Source organism: Rhizobium sp. 'Codium 1' (assembly GCF_020889605.1).
In the GTDB taxonomy this organism is placed as follows: domain Bacteria; phylum Pseudomonadota; class Alphaproteobacteria; order Rhizobiales; family Rhizobiaceae; genus Allorhizobium; species Allorhizobium algae.
The window spans coordinates 602,987-622,356 of sequence record NZ_JAJGPW010000001.1 but is presented as its reverse complement, the minus strand read 5'-3'; the positions used below and the strand labels follow the sequence as shown (position 1 = coordinate 622,356).

Annotated in this window: 11 protein-coding genes; 5 read left to right on the top strand and 6 right to left on the bottom strand. The window is 62.3% G+C overall.

The genetic code is table 11. The features are described 5' to 3' along the window. Positions 1 to 5: 5 nt before the first annotated feature. Positions 6 to 560 (bottom strand): dihydrofolate reductase family protein, encoded by a 555-nt coding sequence (locus LJE98_RS02920; RefSeq protein WP_229573291.1) that lies wholly within the window; start codon positions 558 to 560, stop codon positions 6 to 8. 90 nt (positions 561 to 650) lie between these two features. Here LJE98_RS02920 and LJE98_RS02915 point away from each other — a divergent pair, with 90 nt between their 5' ends. Beyond that, positions 651 to 1,151 (top strand): winged helix-turn-helix transcriptional regulator, encoded by a 501-nt coding sequence (locus LJE98_RS02915; protein ID WP_229573285.1) that lies wholly within the window; start codon positions 651 to 653, stop codon positions 1,149 to 1,151. Positions 1,152 to 1,155: 4 nt separating this feature from the next. Here LJE98_RS02915 and LJE98_RS02910 read toward each other — a convergent pair whose 3' ends face one another. The 3 genes from LJE98_RS02910 to LJE98_RS02900 form a co-directional block, all read right to left on the bottom strand. After that, positions 1,156 to 1,959: a TIGR02186 family protein gene (locus LJE98_RS02910; protein ID WP_229573283.1), complete on the bottom strand. Its 804-nt coding sequence runs from the start codon at positions 1,957 to 1,959 to the stop codon at positions 1,156 to 1,158. 1 nt (position 1,960) lies between these two features. Then, complete coding sequence (locus LJE98_RS02905; protein WP_229573282.1) at positions 1,961 to 2,878, bottom strand: sulfite exporter TauE/SafE family protein; 918 nt, start codon at positions 2,876 to 2,878, stop codon at positions 1,961 to 1,963. Positions 2,879 to 3,082: 204 nt separating this feature from the next. Further along, positions 3,083 to 6,901, bottom strand: a complete 3,819-nt coding sequence (locus tag LJE98_RS02900) for a peptidoglycan-binding protein (protein WP_229573280.1) — start codon at positions 6,899 to 6,901, stop codon at positions 3,083 to 3,085. 396 nt (positions 6,902 to 7,297) lie between these two features. On the opposite strand from LJE98_RS02900, the gene LJE98_RS02895 reads away from it, so the two are divergent. The 3 genes from LJE98_RS02895 to LJE98_RS02885 all read left to right on the top strand — a co-directional run bounded on the left by LJE98_RS02895 (position 7,298) and on the right by LJE98_RS02885 (position 12,725). Continuing rightward, complete coding sequence (locus LJE98_RS02895) at positions 7,298 to 9,091, top strand: acyl-CoA dehydrogenase C-terminal domain-containing protein (RefSeq protein WP_229573279.1); 1,794 nt, start codon at positions 7,298 to 7,300, stop codon at positions 9,089 to 9,091. 192 nt (positions 9,092 to 9,283) lie between these two features. Further along, positions 9,284 to 10,492 carry an acetyl-CoA C-acetyltransferase gene (locus tag LJE98_RS02890; RefSeq protein ID WP_229573272.1) on the top strand — a complete coding sequence of 403 codons (1,209 nt, stop codon included), beginning with the start codon at positions 9,284 to 9,286 and terminating at the stop codon, positions 10,490 to 10,492. 19 nt (positions 10,493 to 10,511) lie between these two features. Beyond that, positions 10,512 to 12,725 (top strand): FAD-dependent oxidoreductase, encoded by a 2,214-nt coding sequence (locus tag LJE98_RS02885; protein WP_229573270.1) that lies wholly within the window; start codon positions 10,512 to 10,514, stop codon positions 12,723 to 12,725. A 73-nt stretch (positions 12,726 to 12,798) separates the two neighbouring features. Here LJE98_RS02885 and LJE98_RS02880 read toward each other — a convergent pair whose 3' ends face one another. Continuing rightward, on the bottom strand, positions 12,799 to 13,830 hold the full coding sequence (locus tag LJE98_RS02880) for a glycerophosphodiester phosphodiesterase family protein (RefSeq protein WP_229573269.1): 1,032 nt from the start codon (positions 13,828 to 13,830) through the stop codon (positions 12,799 to 12,801). Between the two features lie 160 nt (positions 13,831 to 13,990). Here LJE98_RS02880 and LJE98_RS02875 point away from each other — a divergent pair, with 160 nt between their 5' ends. Then, entirely contained in the window at positions 13,991 to 15,706 is a 1,716-nt protein-coding gene (locus tag LJE98_RS02875) for a GH32 C-terminal domain-containing protein (RefSeq protein ID WP_229573267.1), read from the top strand. A gap of 101 nt (positions 15,707 to 15,807) precedes the next feature. On the opposite strand, the gene LJE98_RS02870 is transcribed toward LJE98_RS02875, so the two are convergent. Next, positions 15,808 to 19,314 carry a PAS domain-containing hybrid sensor histidine kinase/response regulator gene (locus LJE98_RS02870; protein WP_229573266.1) on the bottom strand — a complete coding sequence of 1,169 codons (3,507 nt, stop codon included), beginning with the start codon at positions 19,312 to 19,314 and terminating at the stop codon, positions 15,808 to 15,810. Between the last annotated feature and the right edge of the window lie 56 nt (positions 19,315 to 19,370).

Sequence of the window (19,370 nt, the reverse complement as noted above, 5' to 3'; positions counted from 1 at the left end):
GCCGTTCAGTTCGGCTTGACCGCATAGCGCAGGATCACGGCACCGGTGTCGACCGGCCGCGCCTCGAGCAGCGCCAGCTTCTTTTCAAAGCCCGGTTTGAACAGCGGATTGCCCTTTCCGAGCAGCACGGGCGCCAGGCAAATCCGGATCTCGTCCATCAGTCCCGCCTCCAGCAAAGTGTGCTGCAACTCTGCGCTGCCGAAGACGAAAATGGTCTCGCCCGGCAGCAATTTCATCGCCTGCAGGTCGGAAACAGCATCCGACAGAACGCGCGTGTTGTTCCACTGCGCTTCCTTCAAGCCTCGACTGGCAACACCCTTGGCCTTGGCATTCATATAGGCCTTGATCTCAGGCTCTTCCGACGTTTCCTGCCAGTGGGCGGCCATGCCTTCATAGGTCTTGCGACCGAAGACGATGAAATCGGTCTCCTCGCCCAGGGACACTGCATAGCGGCGCAGGTCCTCTCCCCAGACGGTGTGGTGAAAGGACAGGTCCCAGGGCGTCTCTCCCTCGAAAAATCCGTCCAGCGACATCAGGTTCCAGCCAATCAGCTTACGCATCCCAGTCCTCCCAAAACCGATTGCATATTAAAACTGGTTGATCGGTAGCGCAACTGGTGGCAAGACGCAATCAGTTTCGGGAGGCGGGAAATGACATCGCAACGTTCGGGCTGCCCCATCAATCTGACGCTGGAAGTGCTGGGCGATCGCTGGAGCCTGATCGTCATCCGCGACGTGATGTTCGGAAACCGCCGGCATTTCCGCGAACTCTTGCAGAACTCCGAAGAGGGTATCGCCTCGAACATCCTGGCCGATCGGCTGAAGCGTCTCGTCGCCCAGGGGCTACTTGTTCGCGCCGACGATCCGACACATCGCCAAAAAGGCATATATACCCTGACCGAACCTGCCATCCAGCTGGTTCCCATGCTCGCCATGATGGGCGCCTGGGGGCGGAAGCACCGTCCGGTCAGCGAAGATCTGGCTGTCCGCGCCGAAATTCTCGAACGTGGCGGCGCGCCGCTCTGGGAAGCCTTCATGGCAGAGCTCAGGGTGATCCATCTGGGCGCCGAGCGCGAGGCCGGAGCCCGCGACGTACTGCGCGAACTGACGGAAGCCTATCTCGACCTCAAGGCACGCATGGCCGCCGGGTGAGCCCTCAATCCCGTCGGAAGAGTAGGCTCGCGGCCCAGCCGGTGATCAGCGCCAGCACGACGGCAAAGGCGCCATAGGTCAACGGCTGCTGGTGGGCGGCTTCGGTGATCGCTTCCTCGAGGCCGGTCTTGATCACGCGCAGAGGCAATTCCTTTTCCGCGATGAACTCCCCGGACTTGAAGAGATAGGCACGCACCATGTGTACGCCGTTCGGGATGTTGGCAGGCAAACGAAGGGTCGCCTTGAAGAGGCTCGATGAGACGAAGCGCACGCCGCCTGTGTCGCGCTGGTAGAGCCCGCCCGTCTGTTTCAGCCGGCGGAACGCATCGCGAAATTCGCCCAGATTGGCGGCGTTGCTGATGAAGCCCGTGGGCGTCAGCGCCAGGTGGTCGATGCCGATCCCCAGGGATGTCAGCACATCGTCGGCCGCAATTTCCTCGACCGGTCGCGTGCTGGCGAGCGAATAGGAAATCGGCATCTGTTCGAAGGTCAGCGAGGTACGGTTGACCCAAATGCCGAAGAGACGTTCCTTGCGCCGTACGGTGGTCCAGTCACGCGGTCCTTCAAGCATCACCACGACGTCATATTGGCCGATCGCAAGCAGAAGCTGGTCGGTTCTGGTCAGGGCACCGAAGATGGTGAGATCGGCGCCGGAGAAATCCGAGGTGATCGCGATTTCGCTGGTCGAAGTGCCGATATCCATGCCTTCGCGTTCCGCAAGCTGCGTCGTCAGCGGATCCTGCGCCACAGCCGGCGCAAAAAGACCGATGAAGGCGGAAAGCATGAGGGCGAGCAGACACGTTCTCATGTCAGCCTCCGATCGCCAGCGAGTAGAAGTCGTCGGGTGTCACGACGAGTTCGATCGCAAGACGCACGCCGACGGCGAGAACGAGCAGGCCGAGAAGCGCACGCAACTGCTCGCCGCGCAGCTTCTGTCCGACCCGCACACCATATTGCGCGCCGATGACACCGGCCACCATGAGAACGAAGGCAAGCACGATGTCGACGGAATAGTTGGTCGCCGCCTGGACGATCGTGGTGTAGGCGGTGGTGAAGATGATCTGGAACAGCGACGTGCCGACGACGACGTTGGTCGGGATCCGCAGCAGATAGATCATGGCTGGCACCATGATGAAACCGCCGCCGACACCCATCACCGAGGTCAGTATGCCGATGCCGAAGCCGAGCGCCAGGATGGGAATGACGCTGAGATAGATCTTCGACTTCTTGAAGCGCATCTTGAAGGGCAGGCGGTGCACCCAGTTGTGCTGGCCGGGTCGCTTCAAGGGGGGCGCTTCGTTGCGCGCCGCACGCCGCAGCGCCCGCAGGCTCTCTGCCAGCATCAGTCCGCCGACCGTGCCAAGAAAGACGACGTAGAGCAATGAGATGATCAGGTCGAGTTGGCCGAGGCGTCTCAGCCAGGAGAAGATGAAGACGCCGATCGTCGCTCCCACGAGGCCGCCTATGAGCAGGACAGTGCCGAGCTTCATGTCCAGCGTTCCGCGCCGGAAATGCGAAATGGCGCCCGATACCGATGAGGCGACAACCTGGTTTGCGCCGGTCGCAACGGCGACCACGGGCGGAATATTGTAGAAGATCAGGAGTGGTGTGATCAGGAAGCCGCCACCCACGCCGAACATTCCCGATAGGAAGCCGACAGCCGCGCCCATGCCGAGGATGATGAACACGTTGACCGACAACTCGGCGATCGGCAGATAGATCGTCACCTTCGGACCTCAAATGCAGGTATCCGCACTCTCTGGCGCGGTCGCTATCGGGCCTTTGAGCCCTTGCTGGCTTTCATGCTGGGCGGTCGCAAGTCCTTGATCGCACTTGCTACCGTTCGAATTCTTTCTTGCGCCTCAGAGGCTGCCAAGTCAATTCAACAGCCCCTCATAGACCGTCAAACGCGGTCTTTTATGACAGTCGCATCATTTGTTGCGTTCGAGCAACTCCGTCACCAGCTTGTCTGTCACCTGTCCGGTCGGCTGCTCGCCGATGGAGGTCTGGAAAGCCTTGATCGCCGAGACGGTCTTGGCGCCCATCAGGCCATCGGGCGTGCCGGCATCGAAGCCGTTCTTGTTCAGGATCGCCTGAATGTTGCGGATCGCCTTTTTCATGTCGACGCTGGCCGTTTTCAGGCCCTTGCCCGCCCATTCGTCCGGGGTATTGGCCGAGTTGGCGTCTGGGTTCAGCTCCTTGGCCTTCCAGAGATCGACTTCGGCGCGAGCGCGCTCCAACTGATCGGGTTTGAGTGCATTGGCCACTTCGTCGCGCTTCTGGGCGGCGTCGCTATCGCCACCCTTGGCTGCGATTGCGAACCACTTGTAGGACGTCACCAGATCCTGCGATGTGCCGTTGCCGCGTGCGCTGAGGATGGCGAGGTTGAACTGGCTGTCGGAGACGCCGTAGTCGGCAGCCTTGGTGAACCATTCCACCGCCTTGGCATAGTCCTGCGCACCGTCTTTTCCAGAAGCATAGATGACGGCAAGGTTGTGCATGGCGCTGGCATTGCCGGCATTGGCCGCCATCTCGTAATAGCGCTTTGCTTCATCGATGTTTGGCGCGACGCCCGTCCCCTTTTCAAGGAAATTGGCGAGGCGATACTGGGCGAGTGCAAGCCGCTTGTCAGCCGCCATGCGGTACCACTTGGCCGCTTCGGCAAAATCACTCTTCACGCCGCGACCCTCGGTATAGCGCGCGCCGATTTCAAAAAGCGCCAGCGGATCGCCATTCTTGGCGGCGAGGGACAGCGAGGGTGGCGTGATGTCTGCAGGAACGATGATGTCCGCTGCAGGAGCCTGAGCCGTGATCTCTTCGGCGACCACGACCTTGGTCGCTTCTGCCGTCTGAGGTTGCGCCGATCCAAGCGTGGCGGCGACCGGGGCAGAGGCTGTCGTTTCGAGGCTCTGGGCGGGCGTGCCCGAAACGGGGGCCATCAAGGCGCCGACCGGCGCTGCGCGAGAAGCATCCGGCGTTGCCACCGACGGCGCAGCTGCGAGCTCTGCCTGCATCTTGGCCGGAGCGTCACTGTTGACCGCCTCGGCGCCCGGTGCTGCAAGTTCGGCAATGGCCGGCGCGGTCGTCTGCGCGGTGTCGACGGGCTGGTCGATGGGCGCGATTTCGCTCGTCTCGTCCGGAGCCACGTCCTCGACCACCGGAGGGGCTTCGCTCCTGGTCAGGGTGTTGACCAGCGGCATGGCCATGGCGGCAAGCAGGATGGCGCCGACGGCCATCAGGATCGGACGGCGATACCGGGCGAAGAGGGAGGGGCCAGCCGCTCTCGACTTGGCCTTGACATCGGACAGCGTCTTGCTGGCAGCGGGCGCTGATTTCTGGGCGCGGTCCATCTCCATGGCTGCTGCCTGGGCAGCACGGCGGGCAGCTGCGATGTAATCGGTCCTGTCGCCGCTGTCCTCGGTGGATGTGCTGGTTTTTGTGGCCTGCTGGCTGGCGCGAACGCGTTCCAGGATCTTGCGCACGTCCGGAGCGCCCGAGCCCGGCTCCAGCAATTCGTTGGCATCGTCAGGCGGGAGCAGGTCCACCGGATCGAGCGAGGGAGCGGGGTCGATCGTCTGACGCGCCTCTGCAACGGCCTTGGTGGCCTTCTTGCCCGGAATCAGCTTCTTGCCGAGGCCGGCAAGCAGGCTCGGCTTGGTCGCCTTCTTCTCGCGTGCGGCATCGATGACCGGCAGCGCGGTCATGGTCTGGGCAAAATCATCGGCAGCCGCGAGCAGTTCCTCATCGATCGGATGCATGGCCTCTGCGGCCGGCTCTGCGACCATGCGCGGCGTCTGCTGTGCCATGGGGACGGCGCTTTCGTCCGCGCGTGAAGCGTGCGCCGGGGCGATCGGAGACTGGGCAAAAAGCGGAGCCGCCTCCTGCGGCTGGCCCAGATGATGCAGCTCATCCAGCCGTCCGGCGATCTGGACGAGCGTGTCGTGCAGCGCTTCGAAGGTGCGGTGGGTACGCTCTTCGGAATGGCGCGTATGGTCTTCAAGCTGCCTCAGATGCTCCGACAGCGCCGTCAGCGCGGAAATGTCCGCCGACTCTGCCTGGCTGCCGGCTGGGAAGCGATGCGCGAAGTTGGCCATGACAGTCTCGGCTGCCTGGCGGGCGGCTTCGATGATGTATTCGTCGCTGGTCGCGACATAGTCTTCAAGCGCGGAGATGCGGCCTGCGACCTCGGGATTCTGAGCCGGCGGCTGGCTGATCAGGGCGGAGAGGTGGGCGATCTGGTCTTCGAGCCCCCGGAGGCTGGCGCTTTCGCTGGCCGAACCAGAAGAATTCGTTTCCTCCAGCCGGTCGACAACGGCATTCAGCCGATCCTCAAGGTTGCGAAGCGCGCTGTCGTCGAACATGGCGACCGGCTGCGGCGCATCCAGTTCCTCGATCCGCTGTGCAAGGTTTTCGAGCCGATCGGCAAGGCGATCATTGCCGGCACCGCTGTCGAGCGCGTCGATCTTGCGCGAGATGTCGGCGAGATATCCGGTGAGTTCCGGAGCCGGCACCGGCGTTTGCGCTCGTTCCAGCATGTAGGACATCTGGTCGAGACGCTCTTCCAGGCGCGCGGCACCCTGTTCGGCCGACAGCTGTTCGATCCGCGCGGTGAGCAGTTCCAGCCGTTCCGCCATCTCGAACGACGCGTCGTTCTGCGGCGCGCGGTGTTCCGAAAGGCCTTCAATCTGTCGGGCAAGGCCGGAGAGCCGCTCTTCCAGGCGGTGGAACGTGGCCGGGTCATTGCCCGGGCCGCTGTTGCGGCTGCCGGCGGCGATTGCCCGGGTGATCTCGTCGAGGCGCATGTCGAGCGAGGAGAAATGCTCCATCACCATGCGCTCGTTCGGGTCGATATGCGCGCCGATGTGTTCAAGTGCCGCCGCGACTGTGATCAGTTTCTCTTCGAGTGCGCGAATGGCGCGCGTATCGCCTATGCCGCCGAGCTGGGACTTAATGTCGTCAAGCCGGTCGGCGATGCGGATGATCTCGTCACGCATGGCACCGGTGTCCAGCCCATCGAGGCGCACTTCAACATCGTCCCAGCGGCGTTCCATGCGGCGCATGGAATCCTCGCGCGCCAGACCGTCCATCAGCGAGCGCAATTCGTTGAAGTCCTCACGCAGTCCGTCCGTGCCGGGTGCCTTCACGCCTTCGAGCCGCTGGAGGCTCTCGGCGAGCCGGGCGATATCCTGGTGCAGGTCATCCCGCGGCCGGCTTTCTTCGGCCAGTGCGCGCAAGGAGCGCATTTCGTTGCGGAGGCCGGCGATCTCGTGCGACAGGCTTTCGGCAATGTCCTGCTTGAGCTCCCGGCGCAGCCCGCTCAACGCTTCGGCAATGTCGTCACTGGCGCGTGCGGCAACAGCGACCGGAGCGGCTGCGCGTGCCGGATAGGATGGCAGCGGGTCGGAAAGCGGCGGCAGGGGCTGGCGCAGCGGCGGGCGTGCCGGCTGCTCCTCACTGCGGCTGTAGAGGCTGCGATCACCACCCCGACTGCGGCCCTCTTCGAGTGCGCGCTGGCGCTGACGGATTTCAGCCAGCGGATCCGGGCGCTGATCGCGCTCGTTGCGCAGCACATCGTCCGCGCGGCGGCCGGGCAGGGGCCGCGATGCTGGCTCGTCCAACCCGCGGCTGCGAGCGGCCTGCTGGCCGATCAGTCCTTCGATCCGCGCCTCAAGCCCTTCAATGGTGCGACTCAACGCATCCAGGGAGGATGGGCTGCCGGGCCTTTGCGTCTCAGATCGCGATCCGTTCATGGTTCTGCTCGCTTCGATGATGCCGGGCGGATCATGCCGTCCGAATGCGTCCGAGTGGTCCATCTTCGCTTCGGCCGAGGCGCTGTGCGTTAAAGCGCGCAGGCGACGTTGGAATCACGGATGGATCACCAGCTTTCAAACGCAACCATTCATGAAACATGGTAAACAAGCCGTTAATCATGTGCTGAAAAACATGAAGGAGCCCCGATCGATCAAGCTGCGCTCCTGCCCCGCGCAAGCGGCGTATGGGAGTTTGGCAAGGGGAGGGTGTCATCCAGACGAGCGGGCGAAAATGCCGCGCCTGGAAATTTTGACGTTTACGCGCACGTCAATTATTTGTATAAGCCAGAACAGTCCGATCCCGTCGGAACCGAAGTCTTTGGAGGAAGATGACCGATGCCTGTCTACAAGGCCCCTGTGAACGACACGCTTTTCATTCTCAACGACGTGCTTGGCCTGGAGCGGTACAACAACCTGCCGGGTTTCGAGGACGCGACCCCCGACATGATCGAGGCGATCGTCGGTGAGGCGGCGAAGCTCGCGGAAGAGCAGCTTTTCCCGCTCAATCTCTCCGGCGACCAGGAAGGCTGCGTCCGTTCGGATGACGGTTCGGTCAAGGCGCCGAAGGGCTTCAAGCAGGCCTATGACGCCTACTGTCAGGGCGGCTGGCTGGGTCTCGCAGTGCCGGCCGAATACGGCGGCCAGGGCCTGCCTTACATCCTGCATTCGGCGGTCGGTGAATACATGTCGTCGGCCAACATGGCGCTGATGATGTATCCGGGCCTCACCCAGGGCGCGATCGCCGCGATCCTGGAGCACGGCTCCGACGAGCAGAAGCAGAAATACCTGCCGAAGATGGTCGAGGGTGTCTGGACCGGCACGATGAACCTCACGGAGCCCCATTGCGGCACCGATCTCGGCCTCCTGCGCACCAAGGCCGTGCCGAACGGTGACGGCTCCTACAAGATTTCCGGCCAGAAGATCTTCATCTCGGCCGGCGAACACGACATGTCGGACAACATCATCCATCTGGTCCTTGCCCGTATCGAGGGTGCACCTGAGGGCACCAAGGGCATCTCGCTCTTCATCGTGCCGAAATTTATGGTCGGCGACGACGGTTCGGTGGGCGACCGCAACACCGTTACCTGCGGTGCGATCGAGCACAAGATGGGCATCCACGGCAATGCCACCTGCGTGATGAACTATGACGAGGCGACCGGCTATCTCATCGGCGCCGAGAACAAGGGCCTGGCGGCCATGTTCGTCATGATGAACGAAGCCCGCCTCGGCGTTGGCCTTCAGGGCCTGTCGATCTCCGAAATCGCCTATCAGAACGCTGCAAATTATGCGCGCGAGCGCATCCAGGGCCGCTCTCTGTCAGGCGTCAAGGCGCCCGAGAAGAAGGCCGATCCGATCATCGTTCACCCGGACATTCGCCGTGCCCTGCTGACCATCAAGTCCTTCAACGAAGCCGGTCGCGCCTTTACGCTGTGGACGGCGCTCAAGTCCGACATCGCGCACCGCTCGGGCGATGCCACGGAGAAGCAGCTTGCCGACGACGTGCTCGGCCTGATGACGCCGATCCTCAAGGGTGTCTTGACCGACAAGGGCTTCGATCATGCGGTCATGGCCCAGCAGGTCTACGGCGGCCACGGCTATATCGAAGAATGGGGCATGAGCCAGTATGTCCGCGATGCGCGCATCGCCATGATCTACGAAGGGGCCAACGGGATCCAGGCGCTCGACCTCGTCGGCCGCAAGCTCGGTCTCAACGGCGGTCGTGCGGTCATGGCGCTGTTCAAGGAAATCGGAGATTTCTGCGAAGAAAACCGCTCGGACGAGAACCTCTCGGCCTTCACCAAGAGCCTGAAGAAGGGTTTGAACGACCTGCAGGCCTCGACCATGTGGTTCATGCAGAATGCCATGGCAAAGCCCGACAATGCCGGTGCCGGTTCGACCGACTACATGCATCTTTTTGGCCTCGTCGTGCTCGGCTATATGTGGGCGAAAATGGCCAAGGCTGCGAACGAGAACCTCGCCGCAGGATCCGGTGATGCCGACTACTACAAGAACAAGCTGCTGACCGGCCGCTTCTACATGGAAAAGATCATGCCGGAGACGGCATTGCGCAAGGCCCGCATCGAAACCGGTGCCGACAGCCTGATGGAAATGGCCGCCGAGGCGTTTTGAGTTTTGCCCCTCACCCTCCCTCTCCCCGCATGCGGGGAGAGCGGAAGCGGCCGCGGCGGCATGGGTAACGGTCCACGCGGCCTATGAGGGTTCCTCCTTCTCCCCGCCTGCGGGGAGAAGGTGCCGGCAGGCGGATGAGGGGCGTCGCCCCGTCAAGATCAAGGCGCCCCGTGCGCCCAAGGGAGAGAGACGATGACTGAAGTCTTCATTTACGACCACGTGCGCACGCCCCGCGGGCGCGGCAAGAAGGACGGATCGCTGCACGAAGTGCCGACGCCGCGTCTGGCCGCCAAGACGCTGGAGGCCCTGCGCGACCGCAACGGCCTGGACACCTCGACCGTCGACGACATCATCTTCGGCTGCGTAGACCCGGTCATGGAGGCTGGCGCCGTCATCCCGAAGGCGGCTGCTTTCGAGGCTGGCTATGACTTTTCCGCCCCCGGCATCCAGATCTCGCGCTTCTGCGCGTCTGGCCTCGACGCGATCAATCTTGCGGCCGGCAAGGTCGTGGCGGGCTCGGACGACATCGTCATCGCCGGTGGCGTCGAGAGCATGTCCCGTGTCGGTATGGGCATGTCGGGCGGCGCCTGGTACATGGACCCTTCGGTCAATTTTCCCGGCTATTTCATGCCGCAGGGCGTGTCGGCCGACCTGATCGCGACAAAATATGGCTTCACCCGTGACGACGTCGACGCCTATGCCGTCGAAAGCCAGAAGCGCTCGGCCGCATCCTGGGCTGCCGGCAACTTTGCCAAGTCGGTCATCCCGGTAAAGGACGGCAACGGTCTCGTGATCCTCGACCGCGACGAACACATGCGCCCCGGCACTGATATGCAGTCGCTGGCAAGCCTCAATCCCTCCTTCCAGATGCCCGGCGAAATGGGCGGCTTCGAAGCCGTTGCCATCCAGGCCCATCCGGAAATCGAGCGCATCAACTACATCCACCACGCTGGCAACTCGTCCGGTATCGTCGATGGTGCCGCCGCTGTTCTGGTTGGCTCCAAGGCAGGCGGAGAATCGATGGGCCTGAAGCCCCGCGCCCGCATCCGTGCGTTCACCAATATCGGCTCGGATCCGGCGCTTATGCTGACGGGCCCGGTTGACGTGACCGAAAAGCTCCTGAAGCGCACCGGCATGAAGATCTCCGACTTCGACCTGTTCGAACTGAACGAGGCTTTCGCCGCCGTCGTGCTGCGCTTCATGCAGCATTTCGAGGTCGACCATTCGAAGATGAACGTCGCCGGCGGCGCGATCGCCATGGGCCATCCGCTCGGTGCCACCGGCGCGATGATCCTCGGCACGGTGCTCGACGAGCTGGAACGCCGCGATCTGAACACGGCCCTCGTCACCCTCTGCATCGGCGCTGGCATGGGCACTGCCACCGTCATTGAACGCGTCTGATTTCCGGGAGGAGTAAGATATGACTTACAAGAACTTCACCATCGAGACCGACGCAGACGGCATTGCCCTCGTCACCTGGGACATGCCCGACAAGTCGATGAACGTCTTCACCGTCGAAGTCATGGACGAGATCGAGAAGATCCTCGACCAGACCGTTGCCGATGACGGCATCAAGGGCGTGGTCTTCACGTCCGGCAAGTCCTCCTTCTCGGGCGGTGCCGATCTCACGATGATCAAGGGCATGTTCTCCATGCTCGAAGAAGAAAAGGCCAAGGACCCGGCCGCCGCCGTCCAGAAGCTCTTCGACGCCGCCGGTCGCATGACCTGGCTCTGGCGCAAGATCGAGACCAATGGCAAGCCTTGGGTCTCGGCGATCAATGGCACCTGCATGGGTGGCGCGACCGAGCTGTCGCTTGCCTGCCATGGCCGCGTGGCGTCGAACGCCAAGTCGGTCAAGATCGGCCTGCCGGAAGTCAAGGTCGGCATTTTCCCCGGTGCCGGTGGCACACAGCGCGTGGCACGTCTCGCCAACACGCAGGACGCCCTTCAGATGATGACCACCGGTCAGACACTGTCGGCCGCTCGCGCCAAGGCCATGAACCTGGTGCATCAGGTCGTAGAGCCCGGCGAATTGATCAATGCTGCCAAGCAGATGATCAAGGACGGTTTGAAGCCGGTCGCCCCCTGGGACGAAAAGGGTTTCAAGGTTCCCGGCGGCGGTATCTGGACCCCGGCTGCCGCCCAGCTCTGGCCGGCTGCCTCCGCGATCCTGCGCCGTGAAACCGCCGGCAATTATCCGGCAGCACTTGCCATCTTGAAGAGCGTCTATGAAGGCCTGCAGGTGCCCTTCGACACGGGCCTGCGCATCGAACAACGTTATTTCACCGAGATCGTCCAGACCACCGAAGCCTATTCGATGATCCGCTCGCTTTTTGTCTCGATGCAGGAGCTGAACAAGGGCGCCCGCCGCCCGGCTGGTCAGCCGAAGTCCGAGATCAAGAAGGTCGGTGTCGTCGGCGCCGGCTTCATGGGCGCCTCGATCGCTTATGTCACGGCCGCAGCCGGCATCAATGTGGTGCTGATCGATCGTGACATGGAGGCCGCTGGCAAGGGCAAGACCCATTCCGAAGGTCTGGTCGCCGGCGCTGTCGGTAAGGGAAAGCTGACCAAGGACGATGGCGACAAGCTCCTGTCGCTGATCACCCCGTCCGACGACTACGGCACGCTGGCCGATGCCGACCTCGTTATCGAGGCCGTCTTCGAGGACCGTGATGTCAAGAAGGCCGTCATCGAGAAGGTCGAGGCCGTGCTGCCGGAAGGCGCGATCTTTGCCTCCAACACGTCGACGCTGCCAATCACGGGTCTTGCCGGCAACTCCAAGCGTCCGGTCGATTTCATCGGCATCCACTTCTTCTCGCCGGTCGAGAAGATGATGCTGACCGAAGTCATCCTCGGCAAGGAAACCGGCGACAAGGCACTCGCCGTGGCACTCGATTACGTTGCTGCGATCAAGAAGACCCCGATCGTCGTCAACGACACCCGTGGCTTCTTCGTCAACCGCTGTGTCCTGCGCTACATGGCCGAGAGCTACAACATGCTCATCGAAGGCGTGCCGCCGATCATGATCGAAAATGCGGCCAAGTTCGCCGGCATGCCGGTCGGTCCGCTCGCACTGAACGATGAAGTCGCGATCGATCTCTCCTACAAGATCCTGAAGGCCACCGTTGCCGATCTCGGTGAAAAGGCAGTCGATCCGCGCCACATGGAGCTGGTTGCCCGCATGGTCGAAAAGGAAGAGCGTTTTGGCCGCAAGAACGCCAAGGGTTTCTACGACTACCCCGCAAAGCCGGCCAAGAAGCACATCTGGCCGGGCTTGAAGGACCTTTATCCGCAGCAGAAGCCGGATGACGTCAACGTCAAGACGCTGCAGGAACGCTTCCTCGCGACCATCGCACTGGAAGCCGCCCGCACAGTCGAAGAAGGCATCGTCACCGACCCGCGCGAAGCGGATGTCGGCTCCATCCTGGGCTTCGGTTTCGCACCTTACACCGGTGGGGCGCTGTCCTATATCGACGGAATGGGTGTGAAGACCTTCGTAAGCCTCTGCGAACGCCTCGCCAAGCAATACGGCCCGCACTTTACCCCGACGCCGCTCCTGAAGGACATGGCAGCCAAGGGCGAGACCTTCTACGGCCGTTTTGACCCCTATGGTGAAGCCGCAAAGGCTGCTTGAGCCTGGGGATGTGAATGCATTGGAAAAGGCGGCTTTCGAGCCGCCTTTTCTATTTCGGGTCGTGTAGTCGGTCTCAGTTCGTCAGTTCATAGGAGCGCCGCAATCCCTGACGATCGAGCCACGCAATGACCGCATCCGGTTCGTCCGTCTGGATGATCGTCACGCCGCGTTCGACAAAGAAGCCCCAGACATCCTCCGGGCGGCCTGTCGAGAGCGCGAGATAGTCGCCGCGCCCGCCGGCGACCATGCCCTCCGGACGATCGGCGATCGGATAGGTGTTGATCCATAGATGTGCATCATTGCGGATTGCAACGGCACGTGCGAGCGGCGACAGCAGCGGTCCGCCATCCGTGGTGATGGGTTGCATGGCATCGCGGTACCAATGGACAAGCTCCGCAGCGGGTGCTCCGAGCGCCGACTGTGTACGGTCGATGAAGGCCGGTTCGGTCACGGCATCGTCGGCAAGGATCGGCATGAAGGCGATGTCTGGGCCAATTGCATGGCGGATGTCTCGGGCAAGCTGCAACCTTTCCGCGTTCCAGACTGCGAGCTTGAGCAAAACGCCCTCCGTCATGTCGAGGCTGCGCGCGAGATCGGCGACCTCGACCAGGGCTTCCGGTTCAAGCTTGTTGTCGATGTTGATCAGGATCCGGCCGCGCGCATGCAGCATTGCCTCTTCCAGCGTAAAGACACGCTCCTCGGTCAGCGTTTGCTGACCTTCCACAATCAGCCGGCATGACCTGAGTTCGGCAAGCGTATGGTCTGCGACCTTGCCGCGACAGGTCGTGGTTCGGTCCAGTGTCTCGTCATGCATGATGACCAGCATGCCGTCCTTCGATCGGCGCACGTCAAGCTCGACCAATTCCACGCCGGTTGATGCAGCATGATCGATCGCCGCGAAGGAGTTTTCGGCCCGGACGGCAAGACCATCCTTCTTCCACCCTGCACGATGGGCCACGACCATGATATGGTCGCGGTTGAGATTAGCCTGGACAAGGCGGTCATGTATGAGGGCCGCCCGGTTCGACGGGGGGAGGGGCGCGAGACTGGCGGCCCCGGTAACGAGGGAGAGCAGCAGGGCAGGGACGAGAACCGCGAGACGCATGAGCAGGGCTCCGATCTACAATATCGTTCCTGCCGCATTAGGTGCTTCGGATGAAGCGCCCGTGACGGTTTTCTGAAGCCTCTGTGACAGGCAAGCATGGAACAGCCACGTAGCTCGTCCCGTTGAGCGCTGGCCTAGAAAGAAAAGAAGGGAAACCTGCATGACGACAGCGACCGCCATACCGGATCACTACAGGGCCATCGAAGTCGAACTTCCTGTAAACGCTGTGCTGCATCTCTGGCTGAAGGCCGTGACGCCGGATGAACCAGGGGCGGTGTCCTTGTACAGTTCGAACGGCAAGTTCGGCGAAGTGCAGGCTTCGAATGCCGAGGAGAACTCCTTCCGCATCTACCAGGTCTTCGGCGGTGGTACGGTGACATTGGCCTACGACATGGCGGTGACGTCGCTCTCGGTCGCCTATTGGTTCACGCCATCAGACGTGCTTGAAACCGGCATTGCGGTCATCCATACCAACCCATCCAATGAGCCGCCGGACTTGCCCTACGGTTATCATTTCCGCCCGCCCTTCGGTTGGATGAACGACCCCAACGGCTTCGGCCGCTTCGGCGGACGGCCGCATCTCTTCTATCAGCATTATTCGCATGGCCGGATCTGGAACAACATGCACTGGGGCCATGCCGTCTCTTCGGACTATCTGCGCTGGCGCCACCTGCCGGTCTTCCTCTTCCCGTCGGAGGAACTGAGTGTCAGGCCCGACAAGCGTGGTGGCGCATTTTCGGGCTCAGCGATCGCGCGCACCGATAGTCCCGGAATCAGGGTGTTCTTCACCGAAAAGATCGCCGACCGCACGCCGGAGCAGGAGATCCAGCTCACGGCGATATCGACGGATCTGTTCAGCGCGGGCGCCGCGGAAGTCTTCCTGCCCCATCGACCGGATGGCGAAGGCCTCACCTTCGATTTCCGCGATCCCTACGTGTTTCGAGGGCCGGACGGTCTCTGGAAGATGCTGCTCGGCAGCCAGAGCACAGGGGGCGGCGTAATCCTGCTCTATGAGACACAAGACAATACGGCAGCCGGTGGCTGGACCTATGTCGGCAAACTTTACACCGAAACCCGCTTTGAGACCTCGGCGCTCGAATGCCCCTGCCTCCTCCCGATCGGCGGCGACCACCGCGATCCCGCAACCCGCTGGGCGCTGATCTACGGCTTGATGAATGGCGAAGACAAGGAGACAGGCCGGCGCAATCTGACCATGATCGACATCGGCTGGTTCGATGGCAGAAGCTTTGCCAAGTCCTTCGGGCGGGAACTGGATTTCGGCACTGACAACTACGCCTTCCAGGCCTTTGTCGATGGAGGAACACCGGTTGGCATCGGCTGGCTCGGCAATTGGGCCGATACGGGACCCAGCATCGATTTTCCTTCGGCAATGACCCTGCCGCGCCATCTGGTTCTGGACGGCGACACGCTGCTGACCCCGCCCATCGGTGCTGCCGAAAGTCTTCGCGCCCGCATGCTCGACAGAACGCGCCTGTCGAGCGGCCAGTCGGTTGTCCTGCCCACCGGCGCCGCCGAGATCGCCTTCGAGCTTTCGGAAGCGGGCGGCGCATTCCGGCTGGAACTCGATCACCCTGATATCCGCCTCGCGATTGTCCAGCATGACGAGGGGCTGGAGATCCTGCACGGCTATCTCGATCGTCCGGACGAGCCGCCGGGGCCGCGTTATCTTGCGCGAGGTGCCGATGCCCGCCGCCTGCGCATCTTTGTCGATTATGGATCGCTCGAAATTTTCGCCGATGATGGCCGGATTACCGGGACCAAGCGGATTGCAGGTTTCGAGCCTGTGCGCGAAATCAGGCTCGTCGCCGAGCCAGGTGTCGTCAGCAACGCCACTGTCTGGTCTCTGAGGCTCTGACATCCCGGCGCATCGCCTGTCATTGGCCTGTCAACGAGCGCAGAATAGGTTTGCCGAAAGTCGAACGGGGCCGGCAAAGTGTCGGTCGTCGGCTACTGGAATTATTCAGCGGCAGCCCGTCGCTGTGACGAGATCTGGGTGATGAAGGCCCTGAGAGCAGCGGGCCGGACAGGTTTGTGCTGCAGCGTGATCGAATGACGTTCCGCTTCGGCCCGCACCTCGGCCGAACGGTCGGCGGTCACGAGCAGAGCCGGTACATCGGTCTTGGTCAGCGCCCGAAGTCTGAGGATCGCGCCGATGCCGCTCCCGTCATCGAGGTGATAATCGCCGATGACGAGATCCGGCGGTTGGCTGGATTTCAGGATGTCGTCCATCTCGGCGATCGAGCCTGCGCATTCGACGCTACAGCCCCAGCCGGAGATCAGGAGGTGCATGCCTTCGAGGATCTTCGGCTCGTTGTCGATGCACAGAACGCGGAAGCCCTGCAGCGATGGCGTCGTGCGACTGCCGCCATCGAGCGGCAAGACACTCTTGGCAGCAGGCTTGGCGATGTCGACCGGCATCACGACCTTGAAGGTCGTACCCTTGCCGGGCTGTGACGAGAGTTCGACCGGGTGCTGCAGGACCTTGGCGATGCGGTCGACGATGGAAAGGCCGAGCCCGAGACCGGAGGCTGAGCGCATGCCCTCCTCCAGGCGGGCGAACTCCTTGAACACGGTGCGGAATTTGGAGGGCGGAATGCCGATACCGGAATCCGTCACCTGGATCACCACTTTGTCGCCCAGGCGCCGCGCACCGACGACGACCCGGCCGGATGGCGTATACTTGATCGCGTTGGAGACGAGGTTCTGCACGAGACGTCGCAGCAGCGTCGGGTCGGAGCGCACCGAGAGCGTCGTCGGCATGACCACGAGCTTCAGGTTTTTCTCCCGCGCCATGGGCGCGAAATCGGTTTCGATACGCTGCAACAGGTTGCTCAGGGGCACACTGGAGAAACGCGGTTTCATCGCACCCGTATCGAGGCGTGAAATGTCGAGCACGGCGCCGAGAATGCTCTCGACCGACTCGAGAGCCGAATCGATGTTCTCGACCAGGGCACTGTTTTCGGACACGCCCAATCGCTCCACCAATGAGGAGGAGTAGAGACGGGCGGCATTGAGCGGCTGAAGGATATCGTGGCCCGCAGCGGCGAAGAAGCGGGTCTTGCCGATATTGGCTTCATCGGCAGCCGCTCGCGCTTCGGCCAGCGCGTGGTTGACCCGCGTGAGTTCGGCCGTCCGTTCGCTCACGCGTTGTTCCAGCGTCTCGTTCGCCTGTTTGAGGGCCTGATCCGCCGCCACGCGGGCTGTGATGTCGCTGAAGGTTGCAACCAGACCCTTGTCCGGCATCAGGTTACAGCGGACCTCGATGATCCGCTTGCCGCCGGCCAGCACCATCTGGAACGGGCTGTCGAACTGGTGGAAACTGCGGATCACCGCCTGCGTGTCGCCGGATGGTACGTCGCCCCGTTGAGACAGCATCGCGATCATGTCGAGCAACGGAAACCCGACCTGGCCAACGTGTTCCGGGAGATCCAGCAGCGTTCGGAACCTCCGGTTCCAGATTGTCAGCCGATCGGAGGCGTCGAAGACCGCGATACCCTGCTCCATCTGGGCGAGCGCCGTCTGCATCATGTCCTGGTTGTACTGCAGTGCCTCGGATGCCTGGTCGAGCAGCCAGACCGTATCGGCAGACGGATCCTCGGCCTTTTGCAGGATCAGCGAAAGGACGAGACGAGCCGAGGAGGAGCCGATGGCGCTGCCGAGAAGTTGTTCGGAGAAATGGATGAAGGTCATGTCCGCCGGACTGTCATCCGCCAGCTTGTGCCCCACTGTCTGCTCATAGGAGCGGAAGGAGCGCTCCATGCGCTCGTTTCCGAGATAGCGCGCGATTGCGGCCTTGAGATCGCCGACCGCGACGCTGGTTTTCCAGCCACGCGTCGCGAAGTTGGAACGCGGCTGCCGTTTGATGAAAATCGCCGACTGGATACGTTCCACAGGACGGGGATTGCGGCTGAGCGAGCCGATGACGAAGGCGAGCGAGTTGATCAACAGGCTGAAGATCGTCGCATTGACAAGGGGATCCGCATATTGCGGCTCGAACATGGAGAGCCCGGGCAGGAGGAAGCCGAGAACCGTGGACGCGATCCACGAGTGATCCTCGGTGCCGAGACTGGGCAGGAACAGCAGATAGGCCCAGACGAGGAACCCGGTCGTGAGCCCGGCAATGGCACCTCGCGCATTGGCCCGCCGCCAGATCAACCCGCCAAACATGGCCGGCGCGATCTGGGCGATGGCGGTAAAGGACAGGAGGCCGATCTTGGCGAGGCCGGTCGTGTTGTCGGCCGAGCGGTAATAGACATAGCCGAGAAGCAAGACGCCGAAGATTGCGGTGCGGCGAATATGCAGCAGCGTCTTGGCAAAATCTTCCCGCTGGCTCGGTCGTCCCAGGAGCTTGTGCCGCAGGAAGATCGGCAGAACCATGTCGTTCGACACCATGATCGCAAGTGCCACGGAGGCCACGATGACCATGGCCGTCGCCGCCGAGAAGCCGCCGATGAAAGTGAGCAGTGAGACGAAGCCTGATTCTGCCTGCAGCGGCAGCGACAGCACGTAAAGGTCGGCATCGCCCGTGCCACCGAAGACTAGAATCCCGGCGATGGCAGCCGGCAGCACAAAGATATTGATCGCAATCAGGTAGATCGGCATCAGAATGCCGGCGAGCTTCAACTCTCGCGGTGTCCGATTTTCCACCACGGTGACGTGGAATTGGCGGGGCAGCATGATGATGGCAAACGCCGAGAGCGCGATCAGGAGGATCCAGCGGCTGGCTGGCGTCTCATGAGTGAGCGCCGCCATGACGGCCTCGCTCTCGGTCGCCTTCTGCCACAGATCGGCCGGGCCGTCGAACATCGTCCAGATGACGAAGATGCCGAGGGTCCAGAAGGCGACCAGCTTGACCACCGACTCCATCGCAATGGCGAGAATCAGGCCGTCCTGGTGTTCAGTGGCATCGGTATGGCGCGTGCCGAAGATCACGGCAAAACAGGCGAGAATGAAGGCGACGATCAGCGGCAGGTCAATGAAATAGAGATTGCCTGTGCCGATGCCGTAGGCCGTCGGATCCATGACGGCAGCGACGGAGCTCGACACCGCTTTTAGTTGGAGGGCGATATAGGGAATGATGCCGACGAGATAAATCACCGTCACCAGCATGCCGACGACGGGATTCTTGCCGTAGCGCGCCGCGACGAAATCGGCCCCGGAGGTAATCTTTTCCGTCTTGGCGAGCTCGACGATCCGCCTCAGGACCGGCATGCCCAGCGTATACATCAGGATCGGCCCGATATAAATTGCCATGAATTCGAGGCCGTACTGCGCCCCCAGTCCGACCCCGCCAAAATAGGTCCAGGACGTACAGTAGACCGCCAGGCTGAGGGCGTAGACCACAGGCCGGCCACCGGCGGGAACGCCGTGCACACGGGTCTTGCGGTCGCCGAAGCTGGCGACGGCGAACAGGAACAGCAGGTAGCCTAGTGCCGACGCTACGATGATCCAGCCTGGGAACACCTTCTCCTCCTCGACATCCTCGGACGGAACCTTAGGGCAAGTCTCGGCCTTTTGAA

Excerpts from the sequence above, each read along its gene's own strand:
- LJE98_RS02920 (WP_229573291.1), bottom strand. The coding sequence starts at position 560 with ATGCGTAAGCTGATTGGCTGGAACCTGATGTCGCTGGACGGATTTTTC.
- LJE98_RS02915 (WP_229573285.1), top strand. The coding sequence starts at position 651 with ATGACATCGCAACGTTCGGGCTGCCCCATCAATCTGACGCTGGAAGTG.
- LJE98_RS02910 (WP_229573283.1), bottom strand. The coding sequence starts at position 1,959 with ATGAGAACGTGTCTGCTCGCCCTCATGCTTTCCGCCTTCATCGGTCTT.
- LJE98_RS02900 (WP_229573280.1), bottom strand. The coding sequence starts at position 6,901 with ATGAACGGATCGCGATCTGAGACGCAAAGGCCCGGCAGCCCATCCTCC.
- LJE98_RS02895 (WP_229573279.1), top strand. The coding sequence starts at position 7,298 with ATGCCTGTCTACAAGGCCCCTGTGAACGACACGCTTTTCATTCTCAAC.
- LJE98_RS02890 (WP_229573272.1), top strand. The coding sequence starts at position 9,284 with ATGACTGAAGTCTTCATTTACGACCACGTGCGCACGCCCCGCGGGCGC.
- LJE98_RS02885 (WP_229573270.1), top strand. The coding sequence starts at position 10,512 with ATGACTTACAAGAACTTCACCATCGAGACCGACGCAGACGGCATTGCC.
- LJE98_RS02880 (WP_229573269.1), bottom strand. The coding sequence starts at position 13,830 with ATGCGTCTCGCGGTTCTCGTCCCTGCCCTGCTGCTCTCCCTCGTTACC.
- LJE98_RS02875 (WP_229573267.1), top strand. The coding sequence starts at position 13,991 with ATGACGACAGCGACCGCCATACCGGATCACTACAGGGCCATCGAAGTC.